Consider the following 21,809-nt stretch of genomic DNA (forward strand, 5'->3'; position numbering starts at 1 on the left):
CATCATTAATTCCTGAAACTTCTATTGGCTTTAGTCTATGCAAATTACCTTTCATGGCGCAGCGCAACAAGTGACAGGATCCTGTTTTCTTATAGAAGCCGAAGGCTGCCGCTTCCTCGTGGATTGCGGCATGGTTCAAGGCAGTCGCATGGCCAAGGAGCGCAATTACAAGCCATTTGCATTTGACCCCAAGCTAATCGACTTCGTGTTGCTTACACATGCGCACATAGACCACAGTGGCCTGCTACCTCGGCTGAGCATGCAGGGCTTTGTCGGGCCGATATTTACGACTCCAGCCACCTTTGATCTTCTGGACGTCTTGTTAAAAGACAGTGCGCACATCCAAGAGATGGAATCTGAGCGCAACGAAAAACGGGCGGCCAAAGGTAAAAGCCAGGTGCATCGTCGCGAAGTGCACCCGCCGCTTTATACGCTGCGAGATGTAAACCATTGCATGCGCCAGTTACGGACCATCTCCTACGATATTGAATTTTCTCCGCATGCTTCTGTAAAGGCTTGCTTTCGCGATGCAGGACATATCCTGGGTTCAGCAATTATTGAAATTTGGTTAACGGACTCGTTGGGGAAAATATGCAAGCTCGTCGCCAGCGGTGATCTGGGCCAGCCAGGACGCGTCATCCTGCGTGACCCCACCTTCATTGAAGAGGCCGATGTGCTGCTGATAGAGTCCACATACGGAGATCGCATGCACAAAGACATGCCTTCCACGCTTGATGAACTGGTTGGGGTGATCAAAAACACTTTAGTCAAAGGAAATGTTGTTATTCCAGCGTTTGCTGTTGGCCGCACGCAAGAACTGCTCTATCACCTTCTGCTTCTTTCAACGCAGGGTAGGCTAGGTCCTTTAGATGTATATATAGATTCGCCCATGGCCGTTGCTGCCACAGAGATCACCCTCAAACATTTCGCGCTGTTTGATGACGATGCACGCGAACTGCTCTCGCAAGCCAAGCAGTTGCGGCTGCAGTTTCGCCTTCACTTCGTAAGTGATGTTAAGGACTCCATAGAGCTTCTTCTAATTAGATCTGGTGCGGTGATCATCTCTGCTAGCGGCATGTGCGACGCGGGCCGGGTGATCCGCCATCTGCACGAAAATCTGGGACGCCGAGATTGCGCTGTAGTTATTGCAGGGTTCCAGGCTGAGGGAACGCTGGGTAGACGCTTAGTCGATGGTGAAAAGCATGTTCGCCTTTTGGGTGACGATATCGAAGTTCAGGCTTCTATACATACCCTTGGCGCATTTTCGGCACATGCCGATCAGAAAGCGCTTATCGACTGGGCACATGCTTTCAAGCGCCATCCTCGCAAGGTTTTTGTGGTGCATGGAGAGAATCCTGCATCCCAAGCCTTAGCGGTGCTTTTGCGTCAGCAGCAAGCTTGGGAGCAGTGTGACGTTATTGTGCCTCAAGAGGGGGCAACCTATAAATTTTGAAAGCAATGTTGGGTAATGGTTTATCGCTCATGGGTTTTGCGCGTAAAAGTTACCTCTCGGCTACCTACAAGTATTTTTTCTGAACGGCTCTCGGCAGGAGCACTCAATGGTATCTGTAGAGCTGCTCATATGCTCTAGAGAAGTGATAGAGACTTTGGTTGGCGCCATATGCAGCGAGCTCAGTGTGCACTAACGAATGTTGCCATAAGCATCCATTGGCTTCAAAAAGGAGATCCTATGTATCAGAGAATTCTTGTTCCTATTGATGGAAGCGACACATCTAAATTGGGATTGGAAGAGTCAGTTCGGCTCGCAAAGTCGACGGGGGGAAGATTACGATTGATTCATGTTATTGACGATCTTTCTCTCGCCCTTGCGATGGATGCCTATTCAGGTCACGCTGGAGACTGGTTAAATGAACTGCGTATGGACGGTGCACGAATTCTTCAGGAAGCAGCTGATGTGGCACTTAAAGCTGGTGTTATGGCCGACACAAAATTAAAAGAGGAATTTAAAGGTGCCGTATATGAGCTTGTTCTCGCCGAAGCGCAGGAATGGCGAGCTGATTTGATCGTCCTGGGTACACACGGAAGGCGTGGATTCGGGCGTGTCGTTCTAGGTAGTAGCGCGGAGAGCATTCTTCGACATTCACCGATTCCCGTTTTGTTAGTTCGCTCTCCGCAGAGTCTTTCTGCATGAAGTAAATTGAGATTCGCAGCAGGTGGCTTTTTTTGGTGAGTGAGCGACATATTAAATTGAATCTGCCTGCTGTTAATACCTGCAAATATTTGAGATAGCCATCGGAATCTCCGGACACGCTCTATCGCTTATCTTCCAGATAGGCATAGGGCTGTGCGAATGACTAGACATACAGAGACGATAGAGATCATTACTCGAGACCAGCACAGGCGACGCTGGTCGGCCGCTGAGAAGGCGGCATTGGTTCGCAAGACGTACGAGCCAAGCATGGGCGTATCACACGCTAGTCCAAGTTGCAGATGTCGAATAGAGTGTGTTCGATCCCATTCTCTTTTCTGGATACGTCCATATGCGAAAGGGCCGTCCAATGATTACAACCGATTCTCTTAACACGACAGATGCTGGCGCACCGATGGTCGCCGATGTAGGTATTCCCCGAAGAGAAGCTGCTGTCGGTGCGCTGACGCCGGTATGCGGATGCCATTTAGTTGATTTGACAGGCCACGTAGCAGCCGTGATGCTAGTTGTCACTATGCTGGCACTCGCCGCCTGCGGCGATATGGCCAGGCAACCCGTGTTAGCAGGCATGGGGCCCATGCCCACGTTGCCCGCGCCGCAACATACTCTGATTCCAACCGTACACATTGCACCCGCCGTCGGCTGGCCTAAAGATGCGATGCCACAGGGTGCACCTAGTACGCGTGTGGCTGCATTTGCTCGCGGCCTTGACCATCCACGCTGGCTTTACGTGCTACCAAACGGTGACGTGTTGGTAGCAGAGACCAATGCCCCACCCAAGCCAGACGACGCGACAGGCTTCAAGGGCTGGGTGATGAGGCTGTTTATGAAACATGCGGGCGCAGGTGTCCCGAGTGCCAATCGCATTACATTGCTGCGCGACATCCATGGCAACGGAGTCGCGGATATGCGTTCGGTGCTGCTGGAAGGTTTGAATTCACCTTTCGGCATGGCATTAGTAGGCAACGATCTCTATGTAGCTACCTCGGATGCCGTGCTCCGATTCCCCTATGCCACGGGCGACACACGTATCACGGCACCAGGCACTGAGGTGGTGAAACTGCCGGCCGGCCCCATCAACCACCACTGGACCAAAAACCTGATTGCGGCCTCGGACGGCAAAACGCTCTACGTGACAGTTGGCTCTAACAGCAACGTGGCCGAACGCGGTATGGAGGTTGAGGTGCAGCGTGCGGCGATCTGGGAAGTTGACATCCCAAGTGGCGCTCACCGCATTTTTGCCTCCGGACTGCGCAACCCGGTGGGTCTTGCATGGGAGCCTTCCAGTAGAGCATTGTGGACTGCGGTGAATGAGCGTGACGAGATCGGTAGCGACTTGGTTCCCGACTATATGACCTCGGTGCGAGATGGCGGGTTTTACGGCTGGCCGTATAGCTACTTTGGCCAGCATATCGATGCGCGTGTGCAACCGCAGCGCATCGACTTGGTTGCTCAGGCCATCGAGCCTGACTATGCATTGGGACCCCACACTGCCTCGCTGGGACTGGCTTCCTCAGCGGGTACACAGTTACCTGCGCCATTTGCCAACGGCATGTTCATTGGCCAGCATGGGTCGTGGAATCGCCGCCCCCATAGTGGTTACAAAGTAATTTTCGTACCCTTTGAAGGCGGCAAGCCAGTCGGAGGACCGGTGGATGTCCTGACCGGATTCCTCAGCCCCGAGGGCAAGGCCTATGGCCGACCGGTCGGCGTGACGCTCGACAAACAGGGGGCGTTGCTGGTGGCCGATGATGTCGGCAACGTGGTGTGGCGGGTGACAGCTGAACGCTGACACACGCTTGGTGCCACGAGGTGGCTGAATGACCTTTGGCTGACTTGCGATAGTTCTAGACGCATGAGATAGTCAGTATCGCGTCAAAGCTCCAGCTTTTGCTGCCTCAGTACGCACGAAGGAGCATACAAATGAAAATCCTTGTAGCGACAGATGGCTCGAAGTACGCGATGCGGTCAGTCAAGTACGCCGCTAAACTGATTGGATTACTGCGCCCAGCCAAGCATTCAATTACGCTCATCAGCGTGCACGACACCACCGGTCTTCGCCTCGCAAGCTCGTTCCTAGGCTCAAAGGATGTAAAAGCCTACCTGCATGAGCGCAGCACCAAGGAGCTTGATGAAGCCTTAACCTTTCTCAAGGCGAAGGAAATTAAACATCGCACGGTGATTCGTACAGGGCACGTCGCACAAGAGATTGTCAAGTTCGCCAAGACGGGTAAATTTGACTTGGTTGTCTTGGGCTCCAAAGGACGTAGCGCCATTGCAGATATGCTAATTGGATCAGTTGCCCAGCGTGTGCTGGCTGCGGCTCAGCAACCTGTCGTACTGATCAAGTAAGGTCACTTTGTGTTGATCACCTCCCAGGACGGTTTCACGGATTTGCGTGAAAGCGAAAGGCATATAACCAGTTGAAGCAATGATAATTACGCTGACGCGTTGAACACTGCTCCTGCACCGGCAGTAATGCCCATGGCGAGCGCACCCCAAAAGGTCACGCGCCAGACACTCCGCATTACTGGTGTACCACCAATCTTGGCAGCGATGGCGCCAAGTAATGCAAGAAACGCAATAGCGGTCAAAATCGTCCACGCAAGCAAATCCGCCTGCGGGGCTAGTATCACAACGGCAAGCGGCATAACGCCCCCTCCAGCAAAGCTACTGGCAGAAGCAAGCGCCGCTTGCAGTGGTCGCGCACTGAACGCATCGGATATACCCAGTTCATCTCGCGCATGCGCGCCCAGTGCATCGTGCGTCATCAGTTGCGCTGCAACTTGGCTGGCCAGCTTGTATTCGAGCCCACGGCGCACATAGATTGCTGTCAGCTCTCGTAACTCAGCCTCATGGTCAGAGGCTAGCTCGTTTCGCTCGCGCTCAAGGTCTGCTGTCTCTGTGTCGGCCTGGGCATAGACAGAGACGAACTCTCCGGCCGCCATCGACATGGATCCTGCCACCAAGCCTGCCACCGCCGTTGTCAAGATGTTGCTGTGGCTTGCATGAGCAGCCGCTACGCCAACGATCAAGCTGGCAGTGGAAATAATGCCATCGTTTGCACCGAGAACGGCGGCGCGTAGCCAGCCGATGTGCTCGGTACGATGACGTTCTGGGTGTGCCCGGTATTGAAATGTTTTCATCAGCTGTTGTTGCGTGTTGACTTCCTGTCTTGAGCCATCTTTGGAAGCATGCGCACAAGCGTGTTGTCGTGGGTGATGTAGTGATGGAACAGCGCAGCCGCAGCATGCAGCCCTATAAGAAAGTAACCGGCAGTGGCCAAGGCTTCGTGCACGTCCTTCAACTGGTCGGCTAGTCTTTCGTTCGCGCCGATGAGCAAGGGCACATGGAGGCCTAACAAGACAATGGGTTTTCCTTCCGCACTCAGCGTCATCCAGCCTAGAACAGGTGTTGCCAGCATGAAAGCGTAAAGCGCCCAGTGCATCAGTCGTGCTAACCTGTCTTGCCAAGGTGGCAGAGGAGGATGAATGTCGGGTGCGGCACCAGCTCTCCAGCGCACAGCGAGCCGAACAATAACGAACGCGAGCACACTCAATCCAAGTAAAAAATGCAGGGGCTTCAAGGCATTGCGCAGATCACTACCTTTGGGGGCCAACCCGCGTAACTCCATGCTGGCGTAAACAGCGGCTAGCAGCAAAAGCATCAGCCAATGCAGGCCGATAACAGCTGCCCCATAGTGCGACATTGAGTTTTTACTGGCCATGGTGTACGCCTTAAAAAATTCTTACATCGAGGAACTCTGTCAGCCTGGCCTTGGCTGTCAGTTCGGTGTCCTGAATGCTGATGATCAAAGCCAATCATCGCGCAGTGATCATTGCTGTATCTCTTGGTCTAATTCACTTGGCACCTAAATGGGGCGAGCATGTCCGCCTGAGGCTATATGCTCTAGACGATAACGAGGTTCATAGTCCGCGTCCACAAGTCGATATGGCCCGCAGCATTCGCTTTAAGCGGATTCTTGGCAGAGTAGAGTTTCTGTGACCACAGCTAATGCCTTCTTTTACCCGAATCCCAATTGTCTGCTTCGGATCGGGAGCGTGAGCCGATTTTCGATAGAAGCGGTCATCAGAAGGCTGCGTACCCTAGCAACGGGGCAGAACGTCGCAAACGCCTGCTGCGATCTTCAGACCAGCCGCTCGACCGATCTGGGGCCGAGCAAGTCGATGACGGCTTGTTACCAGAAAGCGTGAGTTCGACCGTGGCAGACGAAGGACCGGACACGCTGCAAAGGCGTCAGTGGAAAGGCTAAATGAGACTTTTGGGAAAAAAAGACATATAAACCAAGCCCCACATTAGTGGGGCTTGGTTTATGACTTTCATGCAGCTATTCGCTAGATGCAGTTCTTGGAATTTCGGGATAAAACTCTTCCATGATCTCAGATGTCTCATCGGGCGCATCTTCAAAACTGCCATTAGCAAACCCAAGCTGCGCTGCCGAGTCCAAAGCCGACTGATCAAATCCAGCAGCCAAGCGCTCATTTGCGATCATGCGTGCTTGAGCGATAGCTTCATTCAAACAAATCCCCGAACGCACCACCAAGTCCGCGTAATAGATGGCCGATCGATGCGACTGCGTGGTGGACTTGCCACGCAGCTTGAGCTCCAGCGGCATGCAGGCTAGGTGCCCGCTAGAGACAGCAGCGAAGTACTGCAACCGCGCTGCCAGAGTGCGAATGCTGTTAAAGCCTGTGGTGCGAAATACAAAGCTGCCCAACTCATCGCTGTCGCCAATACTCACGTTCAAGCGGCCATAGGGCTTGCAATGGCCCATGCCAAACCGGCATGTATCCGGTCCAGGGCAGGCCAACTCTTCCAGACCTTTGTCTGTCACACGCTTGCAGCTCTCGCCATTGCCGACGCACAGCGGGCGAGCGGTACTGCGATCGAACATGCAGTAATCAGCTCGTAGGTTCAAATCTGGATCATTGAACAGCACCCGCACTGGGATGCTGCGCAGCTTGCGCCTTGCCGTGCTCGGTGCAGCCGTTGGCGTATCCGCCACACCCATCTTGTCTTTGAGTGAGCGTTTGCCTGTGCGAGTTTGGGTAACGCTTGCGGACGTTTCACTTTGTACATCGGAAGGCTCTGTGCCTTCTTTTATGCCGCTGGAAACTTGACCAGGTGCTTGGCTCTGGCGCAAAGCCTCATCCAAAGGGTGTAGCACCCACTGGCCTCGCTGCTGCACCTGCGTGGTGATGGTGAACTCATCGTCCTTTTCTGGCAGACGCTTGCCGTTCTTCTCCACCACCTTGCCAATCGAAATCCTACCAATCACAGGCGGGGTGATCATCAAACCTTTGATCATGTCTTGCTCCAAAAAAGAAAGCTCTCTGGGGCTGTGAACCGCAGAGAGCAGAGGGGGAGGGGTAAAAGAGGGCCGTGAGTCACCGCTCACGTTTCATTGACGCAAAACCGCCGAGCGCCAGCCCGCGTGGACAGGTAGGCCTTGGCCAGCTCTGGATGGTCTTTGTTGAACTGCGCCGTATTGAACACTTGACCATCCTTGCTGCGCCGCCATGTCACGCTGCCGCCGCAGGCAAACGTTGCTTTGCCAGCTTCTCCCATATGGATCTGAATGGCTTGGCGCAGGCGTGCTTCCTGCTTCTGTGCAGCATCGAGTTGCTCGCGTGCTACCAGCAAGGCTTCAAACGTGGCATTGAGCTCTGGGTCATCACTCATGTCTACGTCATCGCCTGCACTGTGTGGATAGAGGCTACGCAAGGCCTTTTCTGCACTCTCCGATCCATCGCCAGCAGGCGGTGTTTTACTCTCCACCATTTGCCAGAATGCGTGCTCCATTTCGATCAGTCGGGCAATCAAGGCTTCATCACGCTCAACCCTAAAAATACGAAGCTCCTGACCGCCGATTAGCACAGCTACGTCAGCAGCACGATGACCAGTCACGGCCAACTGGTGCATCACCTGCAGTTGCACATACTCGGGAACACCGTCACGCCACAGGCGGGCGCTATGGATACCTGCAGTTTTGCATTCCAGAAGCTGCACCTCCGAAGAACTGACCACTTCACGATCCACATTGGCCAGCATCCAAGGATGCTCAGGATGCTGCAAAACCGCATTCACTCTGCGCACCTTATTACCTGTGCGCTTGGTGTAATGCGCCGCCACAATGGGCTCCAGCATCGTTCCCCAGAACATGGGGCTGGTGTCATCATTCGGATCGAAGACTGGCAGCAGATCACCCTTGCCCGTCTTTTGCATCCACAACTCCAGTTGGGACTGGTAGGGGTTCAGGCCAATCGCTGCAGCGGCATCGGAGCTGCCAATGCCGGTACGGCGCACCTCCAGCCAATCATCTCGCTCCAGGTCTTTGGTGGAGACCAGGCGCAAAGCAGCGCCCTTGCGGGGCGTGCGTGGAGCGTTGTTTGGGGCGTTGTGGGGAGCGGTAGAGCCAGCATCCAGATTGCCATTCTTGAGAACATGCACAGACATCGAAATCTCCTGGCCCGCCAATTGCGGGCATAAAAAAGCCACCTCAAAAGGTGGCTTGGTTGGGTGGAAAACAGAAAGCGTAAAAACGGTGTGATGCGTCCAAACACGGACAACTAGATCTGCAGTCAGTCATTGCTATGGCGTCAACCCATCAGGCCACCAGCTGCAGCGCATGATCCAGAGCGCGTTGCTTGATGACGGCACCTTGGCCAAACCAGGCGCTGTCCAAGCAGTTGTCCTGGCTGCGGGCTTGCTTCTCATGGTCAATGAACTCGGTCACAGAGCACAGCAGGCCCCAGGCCGTGTCCTTGGACGCATGCATCTCAGCACCACGGCCATGGCCCTCATAGAGCATCTGCACCTTCTTGAGAGCACGCTCATTAGTCAATCCCACAGACATATCGGAATGCTGATCGGTGTTGCAGATCACCTTGAGGAAATAGTTCATAGCCTCATGGGTCTTGACCTTACGCTCGGCCAGCGTCTTCATGCGGTACATAAAGCTGTCCCACTGACCGACTGCTACACCCAACTGGCGTTTGACCGCCTGGGCATCGAAAGCCGTGCTGTGAGGTACCTTGACAGCTCCCACACCATCACGCAAAGCAATCGTCAGCGTGTTGTTGCAGACCACCCGCACCGTCGTGGGCATGGCCACCGTAGCCAGCGTTCCATCACAGGACGTAGCCAGCAGCAAATAGCCATTGACCACATCATTGCCTTTGAGCGCCGCCGACTTGCCAGTACGGGCCAAAGCCCAGAACTTGCGTCCAGCCTTAAGCACGCCAGCGGTCTCCAATTCATAGCCAGCGACTTCGGTCAGGTCCCGGTAGAACTCCAGCACCTCACGAGGTTGCACCACCTGGTAGCGACTCCCCACAACAGATAAAGGAGCTTGCGTATCACTGCGATATAGCACCTTCTGCTCGGGAAACTCCTTGGGTTCGGCATAAAGACCTGAAAGGCCAGAATGACCATCAGAGGCGAGGTAACGTACTGGCGTTTCCTGAATACGCCAATCCATGCCGGCAGCCTGCGCCCAGACATCGATGCTTTGCTTAGCAGGCAGGGCGTGACCCAGTTCATGCCAAGGGGTTTGGCCGGTATAGGCCATTGTTTCTACGAGATGTGCCATGTTGATTACTTTCGATAAATAGGGGATGAATTAGGCGGATTTTTCAGGAAACGAATTTCCGCAGGATGTGCAAACCAAGTTGTCAAGCATGTGCTGGTCGATTTTCTTGCCGACGCTGGAGCCCAACTCGCAGCCAATGGCACTACCTGCTATTCCGCCTAAAACAGCACCGGCCAGACCACCAGCAGTAGCTCCTGCAGGGCCCGCTGCGGCTCCTGCGGTCATACCAATTTGGGCGCCTCTGATCGTTCCGGCAAAGCCTCCGGTGGCACCCGCCGCAGTGCCCAAGACACCAAAAAGCTTCTTAGCCCAATTGCGTTGAGCGACCTTGCGACTTCCGCAGGCAGGGCAGCTTGCATCGTGATTCATAGATTTCCTCTGAGACTGTATTTAAGTAGATAAGTCAATGATTTCATTGCCTTAGTCCGGTAGAGCTCACTATGGATGTGCTCGCCTTAGTCATATGTGATTGAGGAATTTTTGAGTTCAGTTTTGCTATTTCTCAGAACGTTTTTTGAAGCAAATTCCAGCCAGACGAAGGAATGAATATTTTTTATAAAACCCCTACAGGTCTTCTGACAATAAAAAAATTCATGGATGGGCGAATGATGTCCTTCGCCTGGCACTCTCAGAGGAGGGGAACTAAATATCAGCGCAATTCGCCTGATCTCGATAGTTCTAAAAAATGCCACGCGTGTAACCAAGAAAAATCAATAAAAACAATGGCTTGTGGTGAAATTTTGCTTTTTGGGGGAGTCAATCCACTGTTACAGTAAAAAATTACTGCATCACGCAGATGTTCAGATGCCGGGATAGACGATGAAATTCACCTCATTGAAAACAGAGGTGAAAAATGAGCGAACTCACAACGTATGACAACCAAGCCTGCACACCTGCAGCAGACACTTTCAACCTGAACATGAGCGTGATCCGCTTGCCCAAGTTGCTGCAAATTTTGGGTATCTCGCGCTCGACGGTGTACTTGAAGATCAACAAGTCCTCGAAGTACTACGACAAGGACTTTCCCCAGCCCATCAAGCTCGGAGAGAAGGCTGTGGGCTGGGTGCTTCAGGATGTCTTCAACTACATCGAGTTGATAAAACTGGGTACTAAATCGTTGAATTAATTTTTCACAAAAATTTAATCTTATTGTGAGGAATATTGGATAAATACCAAGGTTTTATACCGTATTCCCTCAGGATAAGAAATAAATTAAATTAGGTATTCTAGATACATATATGTATCTATCATTAATTTTCAATGAAATAAGAGAGTGCTTATGTCCGTAAGAGATAAGTTCATTGATCTGCAAAGATTTGTAATTAAGAATAAACAAGATTCTTGTTTTACTATTAGCTATGACGATAGAAGAAGCTATCATGAGAAATTAATGTATTACAGCATTGGAGCTAATATAGCTTCATTAGATATACAAAGAATGCCATTCTTTAAGAAGAAGAGCGGTATAACTTATAGGGCTCGTGCTTCAGGTTTAGGACATCAGATATTAAATATTCTCAATCATGCCAGTCAGTCTAGAGTGCTGGGGTGGGATGAGGAGTACGCGTCTATCATTAACTACAGTCCTTTAATGAAATTGACCTACAGCGCTTTCGTTGCCGCAACCTCTCCTAATGGTGGGAGTGTTGAAAGTATCGGATTCATAGAGCCTGTAATTTATGGAGAGCGTGGCTTCAAAATGGCTTGTGGTAAGCGTACAGATGAAATTATTGATGGATTAAATAATTTTGTTGTACAGCTAAAAGATGCTTTGAATAAAGATGAGTTGCGTGAAGAAGTAAAAAGCTTTTATAGAAATGCAAATGAGCGTTATCACCAGTTGATGAAGGTGGCACTTCAGTCTTGGGAGATCAACTGTAAAAACGTTTTGCTTCGAATAGATTGGGGCTTCTATATAGAGAGACCACGTATGCCATTTCGGCTAAAAACCGAGCAAGAGATTAATGAAGAATTTGTAGTTGTTGATATTAAAAGAAATCTCATGCTGAAAAGACTGAAAAAGATGTTCGGTAAGGATTTATCTTTTTACGCCTGGAAGATTGAGTGTGGATACCATAAAGGGCTGCATATCCATTGGCTCATCGCGCTCAATGGCTCAAAGTATCAAAATCCTTATTATCACTCAAGAGCAATTACTGAAGATTGGACGCAGCACGTCTGTGGTGAGGAGAGCTACATATGGAATGTTTTGGGCATGTGCAAACCTGGTAGTGAATATTTGCGAAACATTGATTACAGAGATGAAGAGCTGATCACAATTTTAAGTACATACGCTAGCTATCTTACAAAAATTGATGTCACGATGAAATTGAGAGCTCCTGAGAGTTTTAGAACCTTCGGCTGCTCAAAAATGAAAAATCTCAACAAAAACAAACCAGGTCCAAAGAGATCATCGTCCATCAGTTTTAATAATGGATATTAAAAAATGAACTATCTTATTCAGAATTCACCTTACCCAGTCCATGTGCTGCCAGCAATGTTGCGAGATTTTGCAGACCGTGTAGTTGCAGCTACTCAGTCGTCCTATGAAATGGTTGTGCCGGTAATGCTTGCAGGTATGTCTGCAGCTGTTCAAGGCGTAGCTGATGTAAAAACACCTTATGGTGAAATTATGCCAACTAGCCTATTTTCTTTTGTGATTGCAAAGTCTGGAGATAGAAAATCCAGCATCCTTAAAAAGGTGATGAAAGGATTTGAAGACTTTGAGCGAGGAAAAATAAGCGAGCATGTTTTTCCCGGCTGGGAGAATCAGGAATTGATACACCATCAATTTTTGATAGAGGATGCAACAAGTAAGGGGGTCATTGATATATTTAAAGAGGGTGCATCTTCTTTGTTTTATGCATTGGATGAAGCTGCTCTGATTTTTAATAAATTAGACATGCCATACTTTTGTAAACGCTTTGATGGATCTGCCATTAATGAAGTGAGCAGAACTCAAGGAACCACAAGATTGCTCGATAGGCGAGTTGCTTTATGCATGCTGACTCAGGATGTTACTTTTGAGCGTTTTTTTAGCAAGAAAGGTGATTTACTTGTTGAGTCTGGACTGATGCCCCGGATGCTGATTTCGCACGCCTCTGCACACACTGGAATTTATAGATGGAATCCACTGCCTGCGAATGAGGAAAATTTTGAAAGGCATGGTTTCCATCAACGTGTAAGAGAATTAATGCAAAAATATGCAAGAGAGTTAGAGAATACTGAAATCAGTAGAGAGGTTGTTTATTTTGATCAAAGTGCGTGTGAATTGTGGGAGCAATATATTCAAAATGTTGATTTTGTTTTAAATCATCATGGAGAGTGGGAAGAAATTAGAGCATTTATGCGTAGAAGTGGTGAATTGGTGATACGCATCGCAGCTGTTCTTCAATATTTCACTGATCCTGGAGATAAAATCCAGCCATGGGCTGTTCAATCATCTATTGAAATGGTTAGATGGCATCTTCATGGGGCTAAAAGAATATTTGGTGAAGAGGCATTGGAAGTTAAAATAAAAAAAGATGTTGATTTGCTATTTAAATATATTCTTGGACGTTATCAAAGAACTGGAGATAAATATATTAATAAAGGTGAACTGCTTAGGTATGGGCCTAAATCTTTGAGGAAGTCAGATGTTTTAGATATTGCAATAAGATATCTTTTAAGTATGGGTAAGTTACAAATATTAAAGTATGGAAGAAAAGAAGTGATTTATATCAATGAAAATTATCATGGAGGAGCTGAGAATTATTTAAATAATAAAATAGAAGTTAATTGGTAAGAATTAATTATTGAGAAATTCTAATAAAGAGATGCTTGATGAGTATTATTTTAAAATTTGAATTATTAATTTATTAAGCTTGTCATCATCTCTGATTAATCTGTGAATAATTTTTTTAATTGCACCATCGGTGATTGGCCTGGATTTTGTGTTTTTATATTTTTTCATTATAAGAAAAACATCTTGTGTTACATCTTTAATAAAAGATGATCTATGAATTAAGGTTAATGGAACTTTGCTTTTATGAATTAATATTTTCTTTTGTAGAAAATCAGATATCTCTAGATCTAGATCACTTAGTTCCTTTTCTGGATTCTGTTTTTCATTTTTAATGTATTCAGTGGCTTCTTCATGTTTTTTAACATAATTCCAAGAGTCATGAATTCCTTTAAAATATTCAGCCCTAGAGTAATAGTACCAAGCAAAATTTGTTAATTTTTTTTGGGCATAATAAAAACAAAGACCCATAAAGATTAAATAGGTTTGATACGTATTATTAATTCCGTTGTTTAGATCTGTGTGATAATGATAGTTTATTGAATCTTCTCCATTGAATCCTTCAAGGGCGTATGCATCCATGTTTTTGAATACCTGTTCAAGATCATTTTTAGAACATGATTTTTCAAAGGCAATCAGGATATCTTCTAGTTGATCTGGATCTTTATTGATAATTCTAAATTTCATTTTTTGTTTAGCAGATTCAAACCCAAAGTGCAACACCCTTGAATTTAATGGATGAGGGTGGAGTTCTGGGGGCTGTAGATCAGCAGTTCTCGGTAAACCGATAGCGGTGATCGTACTCCAAGACCTTTGCGAGGGCGGTAGTTGATTTCAGCGGCAATGGCATCTAGCTGTTCTTGGCTGTAGACGCTCAAGTTCGAGCCCTTCGGTCGGTACTGCCGCACCAAGCCCTTCATGTTTTCGTTGGAGCCTCTTTGCTAGGGGCTGTACAGGTCACAGAAGGGCACCTCTCAAAACCTCCCTCGAAGCCTGTTCAAGGCTGGCATGCGGTAGATTCAGCGCATGCCCAGCCCACGCAGCGCCCTCAAGTTCGACCTGTTTGCAGATAGCAGCCGTAAAGGAACGCTTGATGAGCTAGGCGATCCCTTGCAAGTCATTGCCCGCCACATTGATTTTGGCGAGCTGGCAGGCTTAGCGGATGCCTTGATAGAACGCAGCGATGGCCGCAAAGGAGGTCGCCCGGCCTATCCGGCAGAGGTGATGGTGCGTATCTTGGTGCTCAAACGCCTGTACAACTTGTCGGATGAGCAAATGGAGTTTCAGTTGCTGGACCGCATGAGCTACCAGCGCTTTTGCTTGCTGCAAGACGCAATGAATGTGCCGGACCGCAACACAATTTGGCGCTTTGGAGAGCGTATTGGCGTAGATGGAGCCACGGTCTTACTGCATGGTGTGGATGCCCAGTTGCATCGCCATGGCTTCATTGCCAGAGGTGGGCAAGCGATTGATACCACGCTGGTGCCAGCGCCCGTGTAGCGCATCAGGAAAACTGATCGCAGTCAGCTCGAGGCAGGCCAGCAGCCCGATTGGAGTGATGCCCAACGCAGGCAAAAAGACATTGATGCCACACACACCAAAAAGCATGGGAGATGTTACTTTGGCTACAAGCTCAGCGTCAGCGTCGATCACAAGCATGGCTTTATCCGTGGTGTTGTTGTCGAATGTCTGAGGTGTTGCTTGGGTTGTGCTGCTGCCGTCGTAGTCCCAAGCTTCAGTGCAACTGTAAGAAGGATCTATCGCACTGGACGTAGTGAGCAGAGTTGGAGCAAATGATCGTTCGGCGCAGTCGTTGAGCTAAAGCTTGAAGTCGAAACATCTATAGGTAGGCTGTGTGCTGCTGAGCCGCTCATCTCGCATGTGTGACGTTTTGCATCCAATTCCATCTCACAACATCCAGCTACAGCCAATGTTTGATGGCATACCAGATGGCATACCGATGAGGTTGAAAAACAAAAAAGCCAAGTGAAATCAATCACTTGGCTTTTGTATTTGGCGGAGGCTGTGAGATTCGAACTCACGGAAGGATCACTCCTTCGGCAGTTTTCAAGACTGCTGGTTTAAACCACTCACCCAAACCTCCGGATGCGAGGATTCTACACAAGGATTGTGCGCTATCCGGCATTGCGCGTATTTTGTCTTGTTCATGAAAACCATAGCGTGCTGCGCTTGCTGGATAAGGAGTGCTAGTTGGTTTTCATCTTGCTGTTGCGCTAGGGTCAGCGACGCTGGCAATGGTCACGGCTGGCGAACCCGATGCCTGATGCTCAAGGACCGGGAGCAAAAAAACGCCCCGAAGGGCGTTTTTGTGATTGCCTCGGGTGGGACGCCCGAGAGATTCCGCCGGATCAGCTGCGCAGTGCGATGGCCTGAGCTGCTGCCAGAGCGGTCATGTTGACCACGCGGCGCACGGTGGAGGAGGGGGTCAGCACATGGGCGGACGCCGAGCAGCCCATCAGGATGGGGCCGATGGTGGTGCCATGGCCGCCTGTGGTCTTGAGCACGTTGAACAGAATGTTCGCGGCGTCGAGGTTGGGGCAGATCAGCACGTTGGCTGCGCCGGTCAGCGAGGACTCCAGCAGGGAATGGCTGCGTACGCTGGCGTCCAGTGCCGCGTCGCCGTGCATTTCGCCATCGCATTCGATGCCGGGGTTGGCGGCGGCGAACAGGTCGCGTGCAGCGCGCATCTTGCGGGCCGAGCCGCGTGTGGACGAACCGTAGTTGCTGTGCGAGAGGAAGGCCACCTTGGGAGGCAGGCCGAAGCGGGCCACTTCGTCGGCAGCCATCTTGGCGATCTCGGCCAGTTCTTCGGCGCTGGGTGCGTCATTGATGTAGGTATCGGCCACAAACAGCGTGCCGGATTCCAGCATGACGGCGTTCACGGTGGCGAACTCGTTGGCGCCCTTCTTCAGGCCCAGCACATCTTCCAGATGGGCCAGGTGGCTGTCGAAGCGACCGACCAGGCCGCACAGCATGGCGTCGGCATCACCCAGGTGCACCATCAGGGCGGCGATCAGGGTGTTGGAGCGGCGCACCGCAGCCTTGGCGGCTTCGGGAGTGACGCCGTTGCGGCCCATCAGCTTGTGATAGGTCTCCCAGTACTGGCGGAAGCGGGGGTCGTCTTCGGGATTGCAGATTTCCACATCCTTGCCCAGCTGGATGCGCAGGCCGGCCTTGGCAATGCGGGCTTCGATCACAGCAGGGCGACCGATCAGGATGGGCTTGGCCAGGCCGTCGTCCACGGCAACCTGCACGGCACGCAGCACGCGCTCGTCTTCACCTTCGGCATAGGCCACGCGTTGCAGATTGGCCTTGGCGGCTGCAAACACGGGGCGCATGAACATGCTGGTCTGGTAGACGAAGCGCGTCAGGCTTTCGCGGTAGGCGGCGATGTCCTCGATGGGGCGGGTGGCGACACCGGATTCGGCGGCAGCCTGGGCCACAGCGGGAGCGATGCGCAGGATCAGGCGCGTATCGAAGGGCGTGGGGATCAGGTAGTCGGGGCCGAAGGTCAGCTCCTTGCCCTGGTAGGCGGCGGCGACTTCGTCGCTGACGTCCTGCTTGGCCAGAGCGGCGATTTCACGCACGCAGGCCAGCTTCATGGCTTCGGTGATCTTGGTGGCGCCGCAGTCCAGCGCGCCACGGAAGATGTAGGGGAAGCACAGGACGTTGTTGACCTGATTGGGATAGTCGGAGCGGCCGGTGGCCACGATGCAATCCGGGCGGATGGCCTTGGCCAGTTCGGGGCGGATTTCGGGCTCGGGGTTGGCCAGGGCCAGGATGATGGGCTTGTCGGCCATGGTCTTGACCATGTCGGCAGTCAGCACGCCGGGAGCGGAGCAGCCCAGGAACACGTCGGCGCCGTCGACCACGTCGGCCAGGGTGCGGGCTTCGGTGCTCTGTGCGTAGCGCTGCTTGGAGGCGTCCAGACCGCCGGGGCGGCCTTCATAGATCACGCCCTTGGAGTCCACCATGTAGACGTTGGAGCGCTTGATGCCCAGGCCCACCATCACGTCCACGCAGGCAATGGCTGCCGCGCCGGCGCCGGAGACGGCGACCTTGACGGCGCCGATGTCCTTGCCAACCAGTTCCAGGCCATTGAGCAAAGCGGCGCTGGAGATGATGGCCGTGCCGTGCTGGTCGTCATGGAACACCGGAATGTTCATGCGCTTGGACAGCTCCTGCTCGATGTAGAAGCACTCGGGAGCCTTGATGTCTTCCAGGTTGATGCCGCCCAGGGTGGGCTCCATCGACGCAATGATGTCGATCAGCTTGTCGGGATCGCGCTCGGCCAGTTCGATGTCGAACACGTCCACGCCGGCAAACTTCTTGAACAGGCAACCCTTGCCTTCCATCACTGGCTTGGAAGCCAGCGGGCCGATATCGCCCAGACCCAGCACCGCAGTGCCGTTGGTGATCACGCCGACCAGATTGCCGCGCGAGGTGTATTCGGCCGCAGTGGACGGGTCCGCCTCGATGTCCAGGCAGGGATAGGCCACGCCCGGCGAATAGGCCAGGGACAGGTCACGCTGGTTGGACAGGGGCTTGGTAGGAGTGACGGAAATCTTGCCTTTGACGGGGCTGCGGTGGTATTCGCGGGCCGCATCGCGCAGGGCTTGTTCGGCGGAGGACAGGTTTTGTGTCATACGAAATATTTATCAGCAAGTTGCTTCTCGGAGCTTACCGGATGGCAAGAAGCATTTTGAGTCAGGTCTGTTTTGCTTCAACTGTATCGACAACAAACCCCCTGGCGCACTGTGGGGCGGCAGGGGGCTTGGGCTGGCTGGTAAGCCAGCGTTTGCTTCAGGACTGGCGTTTAGTGAGCGTCAGCCTCACGTGCTGCGTTGATGGCAGCGCTGTTGTCTTTGGCGGCTCCGTTAAAGAAAAGATTCAATGCCACGGCGGTAATCGAGGACAGCAGGATACCGGATTCAATTAGCGGATGAATGGAATGGGGCATCCACTGACGGAAATTAGGGGCAACCAGAGGAATCATGCCCACGCCGATGGACACTGCCACGATCATGGCGTTGTTCTTGTTGTTGCGGAAATCCACATTGGCCAGGATGCGAATGCCGGTGGAGGCCACCATGCCGAACATCACCAGACCCGCACCGCCCAGAACCACGGTGGGCAGGGATTCGATCAGGGCCCCCATCTTGGGCAGCACGCCCAGGACGATGAGGATCACGCCACCGGCCACGCAGACCCAGCGGCTGAGCACGCCGGTCACGGCCACCAGACCCACGTTCTGGGAGAAGCTGGTGTAGGGGAAGGTGTTGAAGATGCCGCCGATCAGCGTGCCCAGACCGTCGGTGCGCAGACCGCGGGTCAGCTCGTCCTGGGTGATGTCGCGCTTGGCCATGTCGCCCAGGGCCAGGAACATGCCGGTGGATTCGATCATCACCACCACCATCACCAGGCTCATGGTCAGGATCAGGATGGGGTCGAAGACGGGCATGGCGATCTGGAAGGGCAGTACCAGGGTGAACCACTCGGCCTTGGCGACCTTCTCGAAGTTCATCAGACCCATGGCCACGGAGATCACTCCGCCGATCAAGATGCCCATCAGCACCGAGACATTGGCCAGGAAGCCCTTGGCAAAGCGAGCGATCAGCAAGATGGACAGCAGCACGATGCCCGAGACCGCAGCGCCTTGCAGATCGGCGTACTTGGGGTTGGGCATGGTGGGCAGCACCGAGAAGCCCTTGGGGATGGCGGGCAGCGAGGAGCCGGGGGCACCGGCCATGGCCTGGGCTTCTGCCAGCCACTTCAGGTGCTCGGGGTTGGGTACGGAAGGGGCGGTCGGGCCTACGGGGTTGCCGAAGATCCAGTTGATGCCCACACGCATCAGGCTGATGCCGATGACGGCGATGATGGTGCCCGTCACGACCGGGGGGAAGAAGCGCAGCATGCGGCTGATGAGGGGCGCAATGAGGATGGAGATCACCCCCGCGCCTATCACCGAGCCAAAGATCAGGCCTGCGCCGGCATTGCCGCCGGTGCTCTGTGCCATGGACACCATGGGGGCCACGCTGGCAAAGGTCACGCCCATCATCACGGGCAGCTTGATGCCGAACCACTGGGTTGCGCCCATGGCCTGGATCAGGGTGACCAGGCCGCAGACGAACAAGTCGGCAGAGATCAGGTGCGCGACCTGCTCAGGGGGCAGGTTCAGGGCACGGCCCACGATCAGCGGCACGGCGACGGCGCCGGCATACATGACCAGAACGTGCTGCAGACCTAAGGCGGTGAGCTTGCCAAATGGCAGAACCTCATCCACGGGATGCACTTGGGATGTCATAAAAACATGTCTCCTCACTCTATATTGGCTTCAGGTTTGCATGCGATTTGCGAACGGCATGCAATCCATACAAAAAGTGTATACAGCTCATAACGCGCGACATCTAGCGGTAAACCCTGCTCAAAATCCAGTTTCTGGATGGGGTGTCAATGATTATGTTTTTCGCGCATAACCATCTAAGGTAATTACTGATTGCTATTAAATATGTAGCTAAAGATCCTTTGTTTTTCTAATTTTTGGAATAAAACATATTGAAACCTTTTTGTATCAAGCGAAGGATGCTTTGTTTTTCATAGCAAAAATTGCGCGATATGCAATCGGAAGGGATCTGGCTCCGGTTATGCGTGCGCAGGTTTCGGGTCTTGAAACATCTAGTGAAAGAAAGTGCGTTGTCACCTTGAGACCGGTTGCATGCATTAGCGTTGAAGAAGGTGCAAAAAAAGGGCATCAAGGTCGGAATTGGTGCACCGCTGTGCAAAAACGTGCATGGGGGCCTGCAAAGAGCTCATGCCTTCCCATAGGACCTAAATTGGTGCAAAAACCATGCCGAGCTGCTGCGCATGCAAAAAAGGCGACCTTGCGGTCGCCTTGGAAGTGGAATTGGTCTGCGCTGCTAGAGGGCAGGCTGCCGCCTTGTATTGCCTTGTGTTGTCTTGTGCCGCCTTGGAGCGGCGTCTGGGCTTCAGTGCCTGCCCGCCGCCATGGCTGAAGTCTGAACGGGACTGGTCTGACGCGGCGCGAAGCTGGCCATGAGCAGCGCCGCTGCTGCCGGCATGGCAGCAGCCCAGGCCAGCCAAGTCAGGCCCAGGCCCTGTGCAATCACGGCTCCGCCCAGCCAGGCTCCCAGGGCATTGCCCAGATTGAAGGCCGCGATATTGAGGCTGGATGCCAGATTCATGCCTGCTTCGCCCGCAGATTGCAGTACACCCATCTGCAGCGGCGCGACGGTGGCAAAGGCGGCAATGCCCAGCAGCAGCACAAAGGCAATGGCCAGGGGCGTGCTGGAAAACATCCAGCGGCCCGCGATCAGCACCAGCATCAGGGCCGCCAGCGACACCCACAGTGCGCGCTGCACGCCAAAGCGGTCGGCCAGCTTGCCGCCGGCATGGTTGCCCAGGGCCAGGCCCGCCCCGAACAGCAGCAGGGTGAACGCAATCATGCGGTTGTCCATGCCCGTGATCTGGGTCAGCAGCGGCTCTATATAGGTATAGAGGGTGAAGACGCCGGCAAAGCCGATCACCGTCAGCAGCAGGCCACGCCACATGGTGCCATTGCGCAGCACGGCCAGCTCCTGTGTCAGGCCCTGAGGGCTGGGCATGCTCAGCTCGCGTGGCACATGGCGCAGCAGGATCAGCAGTGCGATCACGCCGATGCCGCTGACGCTGGCAAATGCCATGCGCCAGCCCCAGTGCTGGCCGATCCAGGTGCCAAAGGGCACGCCCAGCAGCGTGGCCAGGGTCAGACCGGAAAACATCAGTGCAATGGCCGAGGCCTTCTTCTCGGGTGCCACCAGTTGCGTGGCGACGACTGCGCCCACGCCGAAGAAGGTGCCGTGGGTCAGCGAAGTCAGCACGCGTGCCGCCAGCAGCCAGCCATAGCTGGGGGCCAGCGCGGCGGCGGCATTGCCGGCGATGAACAGCAGCATCAGGCTCAGCAGCAGCAACTTGCGCGGCCAGTGGCGCGAGGCCAGCGTGAGTACGGGAGCGCCCACGGCGACGCCCACGGCATAGCCCGAGATCAGCGTGCCCGCCGTGGGGATGGAGATATGAAGATCCTGGCTGACCTGGGTCAGCAAGCCCATGATGATGAATTCCGTGGAGCCGATGCCGAAGGCACCGGCGGCCAGAGCAAGCAATGCTGCAGGCATGAAAACGTCCTTGTGAAAATTGCGCGAAGGGCTGAACTGTGAACCTGCGACCGA

At 52.8% G+C, this 21,809-nt stretch carries 16 protein-coding genes, 1 tRNA gene and 3 pseudogenes; 8 read left to right on the top strand and 12 right to left on the bottom strand.

The features are described from left to right. Positions 1-37 precede the first annotated feature (37 nt). The 4 genes from QYQ99_RS18880 to QYQ99_RS18895 all read left to right on the top strand — a co-directional run bounded on the left by QYQ99_RS18880 (position 38) and on the right by QYQ99_RS18895 (position 4,522). The gene (locus tag QYQ99_RS18880; RefSeq protein WP_302089511.1) at positions 38-1,453 is read left to right on the top strand and encodes an MBL fold metallo-hydrolase RNA specificity domain-containing protein; all 1,416 of its coding nucleotides are present in this window, start codon (positions 38-40) and stop codon (positions 1,451-1,453) included. 237 nt (positions 1,454-1,690) lie between these two features. After that, a complete protein-coding gene (locus tag QYQ99_RS18885) occupies positions 1,691-2,152 on the top strand; it encodes a universal stress protein (RefSeq protein ID WP_302089512.1) in 462 nt (153 codons plus the stop codon). A gap of 517 nt (positions 2,153-2,669) precedes the next feature. Further along, entirely contained in the window at positions 2,670-3,962 is a 1,293-nt protein-coding gene (locus QYQ99_RS18890; RefSeq protein WP_302093218.1) for a PQQ-dependent sugar dehydrogenase, read from the top strand. Positions 3,963-4,093: 131 nt separating this feature from the next. Continuing rightward, positions 4,094-4,522 (top strand): universal stress protein, encoded by a 429-nt coding sequence (locus QYQ99_RS18895; protein ID WP_302089513.1) that lies wholly within the window; start codon positions 4,094-4,096, stop codon positions 4,520-4,522. A gap of 86 nt (positions 4,523-4,608) precedes the next feature. Here the strand turns inward: QYQ99_RS18895 and QYQ99_RS18900 are convergent, their stop codons facing one another. The 6 genes and pseudogenes from QYQ99_RS18900 to QYQ99_RS18925 all read right to left on the bottom strand — a co-directional run bounded on the left by QYQ99_RS18900 (position 4,609) and on the right by QYQ99_RS18925 (position 10,151). Continuing rightward, positions 4,609-5,316, bottom strand: a complete 708-nt coding sequence (locus tag QYQ99_RS18900; RefSeq protein WP_302089514.1) for a VIT1/CCC1 transporter family protein — start codon at positions 5,314-5,316, stop codon at positions 4,609-4,611. Then, entirely contained in the window at positions 5,316-5,897 is a 582-nt protein-coding gene (locus QYQ99_RS18905; RefSeq protein WP_302089515.1) for a cytochrome b, read from the bottom strand. The genes QYQ99_RS18900 and QYQ99_RS18905 overlap by 1 nt, the downstream gene beginning before the upstream one ends. A 648-nt stretch (positions 5,898-6,545) precedes the next feature. After that, a pseudogene (locus QYQ99_RS18910) lies at positions 6,546-7,499 on the bottom strand (recombination directionality factor); the annotation flags it as partial. A gap of 86 nt (positions 7,500-7,585) precedes the next feature. Then, positions 7,586-8,647, bottom strand: coding sequence for a YqaJ viral recombinase family protein (locus QYQ99_RS18915; RefSeq protein ID WP_302089517.1), 1,062 nt, complete (start codon positions 8,645-8,647; stop codon positions 7,586-7,588). 151 nt (positions 8,648-8,798) lie between these two features. Then, entirely contained in the window at positions 8,799-9,782 is a 984-nt protein-coding gene (locus QYQ99_RS18920) for a DUF932 domain-containing protein (protein ID WP_302089518.1), read from the bottom strand. A gap of 30 nt (positions 9,783-9,812) precedes the next feature. Next, complete coding sequence (locus tag QYQ99_RS18925) at positions 9,813-10,151, bottom strand: hypothetical protein (protein WP_080944541.1); 339 nt, start codon at positions 10,149-10,151, stop codon at positions 9,813-9,815. 484 nt (positions 10,152-10,635) lie between these two features. Between QYQ99_RS18925 and QYQ99_RS18930 the strand changes: the two genes are divergently transcribed. The 3 genes from QYQ99_RS18930 (at position 10,636) to QYQ99_RS18940 (ending at position 13,566) form a co-directional block, all read left to right on the top strand. Then, the gene (locus QYQ99_RS18930) at positions 10,636-10,908 is read left to right on the top strand and encodes a helix-turn-helix transcriptional regulator (RefSeq protein ID WP_302089519.1); all 273 of its coding nucleotides are present in this window, start codon (positions 10,636-10,638) and stop codon (positions 10,906-10,908) included. A 153-nt stretch (positions 10,909-11,061) separates the two neighbouring features. After that, entirely contained in the window at positions 11,062-12,225 is a 1,164-nt protein-coding gene (locus QYQ99_RS18935; protein ID WP_302089520.1) for a YagK/YfjJ domain-containing protein, read from the top strand. Between the two features lie 3 nt (positions 12,226-12,228). Further along, positions 12,229-13,566 (top strand): DUF3987 domain-containing protein, encoded by a 1,338-nt coding sequence (locus tag QYQ99_RS18940; protein WP_302089521.1) that lies wholly within the window; start codon positions 12,229-12,231, stop codon positions 13,564-13,566. Positions 13,567-13,611: 45 nt separating this feature from the next. Here the strand turns inward: QYQ99_RS18940 and QYQ99_RS18945 are convergent, their stop codons facing one another. Next, positions 13,612-14,250, bottom strand: a complete 639-nt coding sequence (locus tag QYQ99_RS18945) for a hypothetical protein (RefSeq protein WP_302089522.1) — start codon at positions 14,248-14,250, stop codon at positions 13,612-13,614. A 44-nt stretch (positions 14,251-14,294) separates the two neighbouring features. Further along, a pseudogene (locus QYQ99_RS18950) lies at positions 14,295-14,534 on the bottom strand (transposase); the annotation flags it as partial. Positions 14,535-14,589: 55 nt separating this feature from the next. Between QYQ99_RS18950 and QYQ99_RS18955 the strand changes: the two are divergent. Then, positions 14,590-15,234 (top strand): annotated as a pseudogene (locus QYQ99_RS18955) (transposase); the annotation flags it as partial. Positions 15,235-15,577: 343 nt separating this feature from the next. On the opposite strand, the gene QYQ99_RS18960 reads toward QYQ99_RS18955, so the two are convergent. The 4 genes from QYQ99_RS18960 to QYQ99_RS18975 all read right to left on the bottom strand — a co-directional run bounded on the left by QYQ99_RS18960 (position 15,578) and on the right by QYQ99_RS18975 (position 21,755). After that, a tRNA-Ser gene (locus QYQ99_RS18960) sits at positions 15,578-15,667 on the bottom strand. Positions 15,668-15,932: 265 nt separating this feature from the next. Next, positions 15,933-18,230, bottom strand: a complete 2,298-nt coding sequence (locus QYQ99_RS18965) for an NADP-dependent malic enzyme (protein WP_291604604.1) — start codon at positions 18,228-18,230, stop codon at positions 15,933-15,935. Between the two features lie 170 nt (positions 18,231-18,400). Beyond that, positions 18,401-19,888, bottom strand: a complete 1,488-nt coding sequence (locus QYQ99_RS18970) for a nucleobase:cation symporter-2 family protein (RefSeq protein WP_291604602.1) — start codon at positions 19,886-19,888, stop codon at positions 18,401-18,403. A 682-nt stretch (positions 19,889-20,570) separates the two neighbouring features. Then, the gene (locus QYQ99_RS18975; protein WP_302089523.1) at positions 20,571-21,755 is read right to left on the bottom strand and encodes an MFS transporter; all 1,185 of its coding nucleotides are present in this window, start codon (positions 21,753-21,755) and stop codon (positions 20,571-20,573) included. Between the last annotated feature and the right edge of the window lie 54 nt (positions 21,756-21,809).

Source organism: Comamonas testosteroni, assembly GCF_030505195.1.
Lineage (GTDB): Bacteria > Pseudomonadota > Gammaproteobacteria > Burkholderiales > Burkholderiaceae_C > Comamonas > Comamonas testosteroni_G.

Excerpts from the sequence above, each read along its gene's own strand:
- QYQ99_RS18880 (WP_302089511.1), top strand. The coding sequence starts at position 38 with ATGCAAATTACCTTTCATGGCGCAGCGCAACAAGTGACAGGATCCTGT.
- QYQ99_RS18885 (WP_302089512.1), top strand. The coding sequence starts at position 1,691 with ATGTATCAGAGAATTCTTGTTCCTATTGATGGAAGCGACACATCTAAA.
- QYQ99_RS18890 (WP_302093218.1), top strand. The coding sequence starts at position 2,670 with ATGCTAGTTGTCACTATGCTGGCACTCGCCGCCTGCGGCGATATGGCC.
- QYQ99_RS18895 (WP_302089513.1), top strand. The coding sequence starts at position 4,094 with ATGAAAATCCTTGTAGCGACAGATGGCTCGAAGTACGCGATGCGGTCA.
- QYQ99_RS18900 (WP_302089514.1), bottom strand. The coding sequence starts at position 5,316 with ATGAAAACATTTCAATACCGGGCACACCCAGAACGTCATCGTACCGAG.
- QYQ99_RS18905 (WP_302089515.1), bottom strand. The coding sequence starts at position 5,897 with ATGGCCAGTAAAAACTCAATGTCGCACTATGGGGCAGCTGTTATCGGC.
- QYQ99_RS18915 (WP_302089517.1), bottom strand. The coding sequence starts at position 8,647 with ATGTCTGTGCATGTTCTCAAGAATGGCAATCTGGATGCTGGCTCTACC.
- QYQ99_RS18920 (WP_302089518.1), bottom strand. The coding sequence starts at position 9,782 with ATGGCACATCTCGTAGAAACAATGGCCTATACCGGCCAAACCCCTTGG.
- QYQ99_RS18925 (WP_080944541.1), bottom strand. The coding sequence starts at position 10,151 with ATGAATCACGATGCAAGCTGCCCTGCCTGCGGAAGTCGCAAGGTCGCT.
- QYQ99_RS18930 (WP_302089519.1), top strand. The coding sequence starts at position 10,636 with ATGAGCGAACTCACAACGTATGACAACCAAGCCTGCACACCTGCAGCA.
- QYQ99_RS18935 (WP_302089520.1), top strand. The coding sequence starts at position 11,062 with ATGTCCGTAAGAGATAAGTTCATTGATCTGCAAAGATTTGTAATTAAG.
- QYQ99_RS18940 (WP_302089521.1), top strand. The coding sequence starts at position 12,229 with ATGAACTATCTTATTCAGAATTCACCTTACCCAGTCCATGTGCTGCCA.
- QYQ99_RS18945 (WP_302089522.1), bottom strand. The coding sequence starts at position 14,250 with ATGAAATTTAGAATTATCAATAAAGATCCAGATCAACTAGAAGATATC.
- QYQ99_RS18965 (WP_291604604.1), bottom strand. The coding sequence starts at position 18,230 with ATGACACAAAACCTGTCCTCCGCCGAACAAGCCCTGCGCGATGCGGCC.
- QYQ99_RS18970 (WP_291604602.1), bottom strand. The coding sequence starts at position 19,888 with ATGACATCCCAAGTGCATCCCGTGGATGAGGTTCTGCCATTTGGCAAG.
- QYQ99_RS18975 (WP_302089523.1), bottom strand. The coding sequence starts at position 21,755 with ATGCCTGCAGCATTGCTTGCTCTGGCCGCCGGTGCCTTCGGCATCGGC.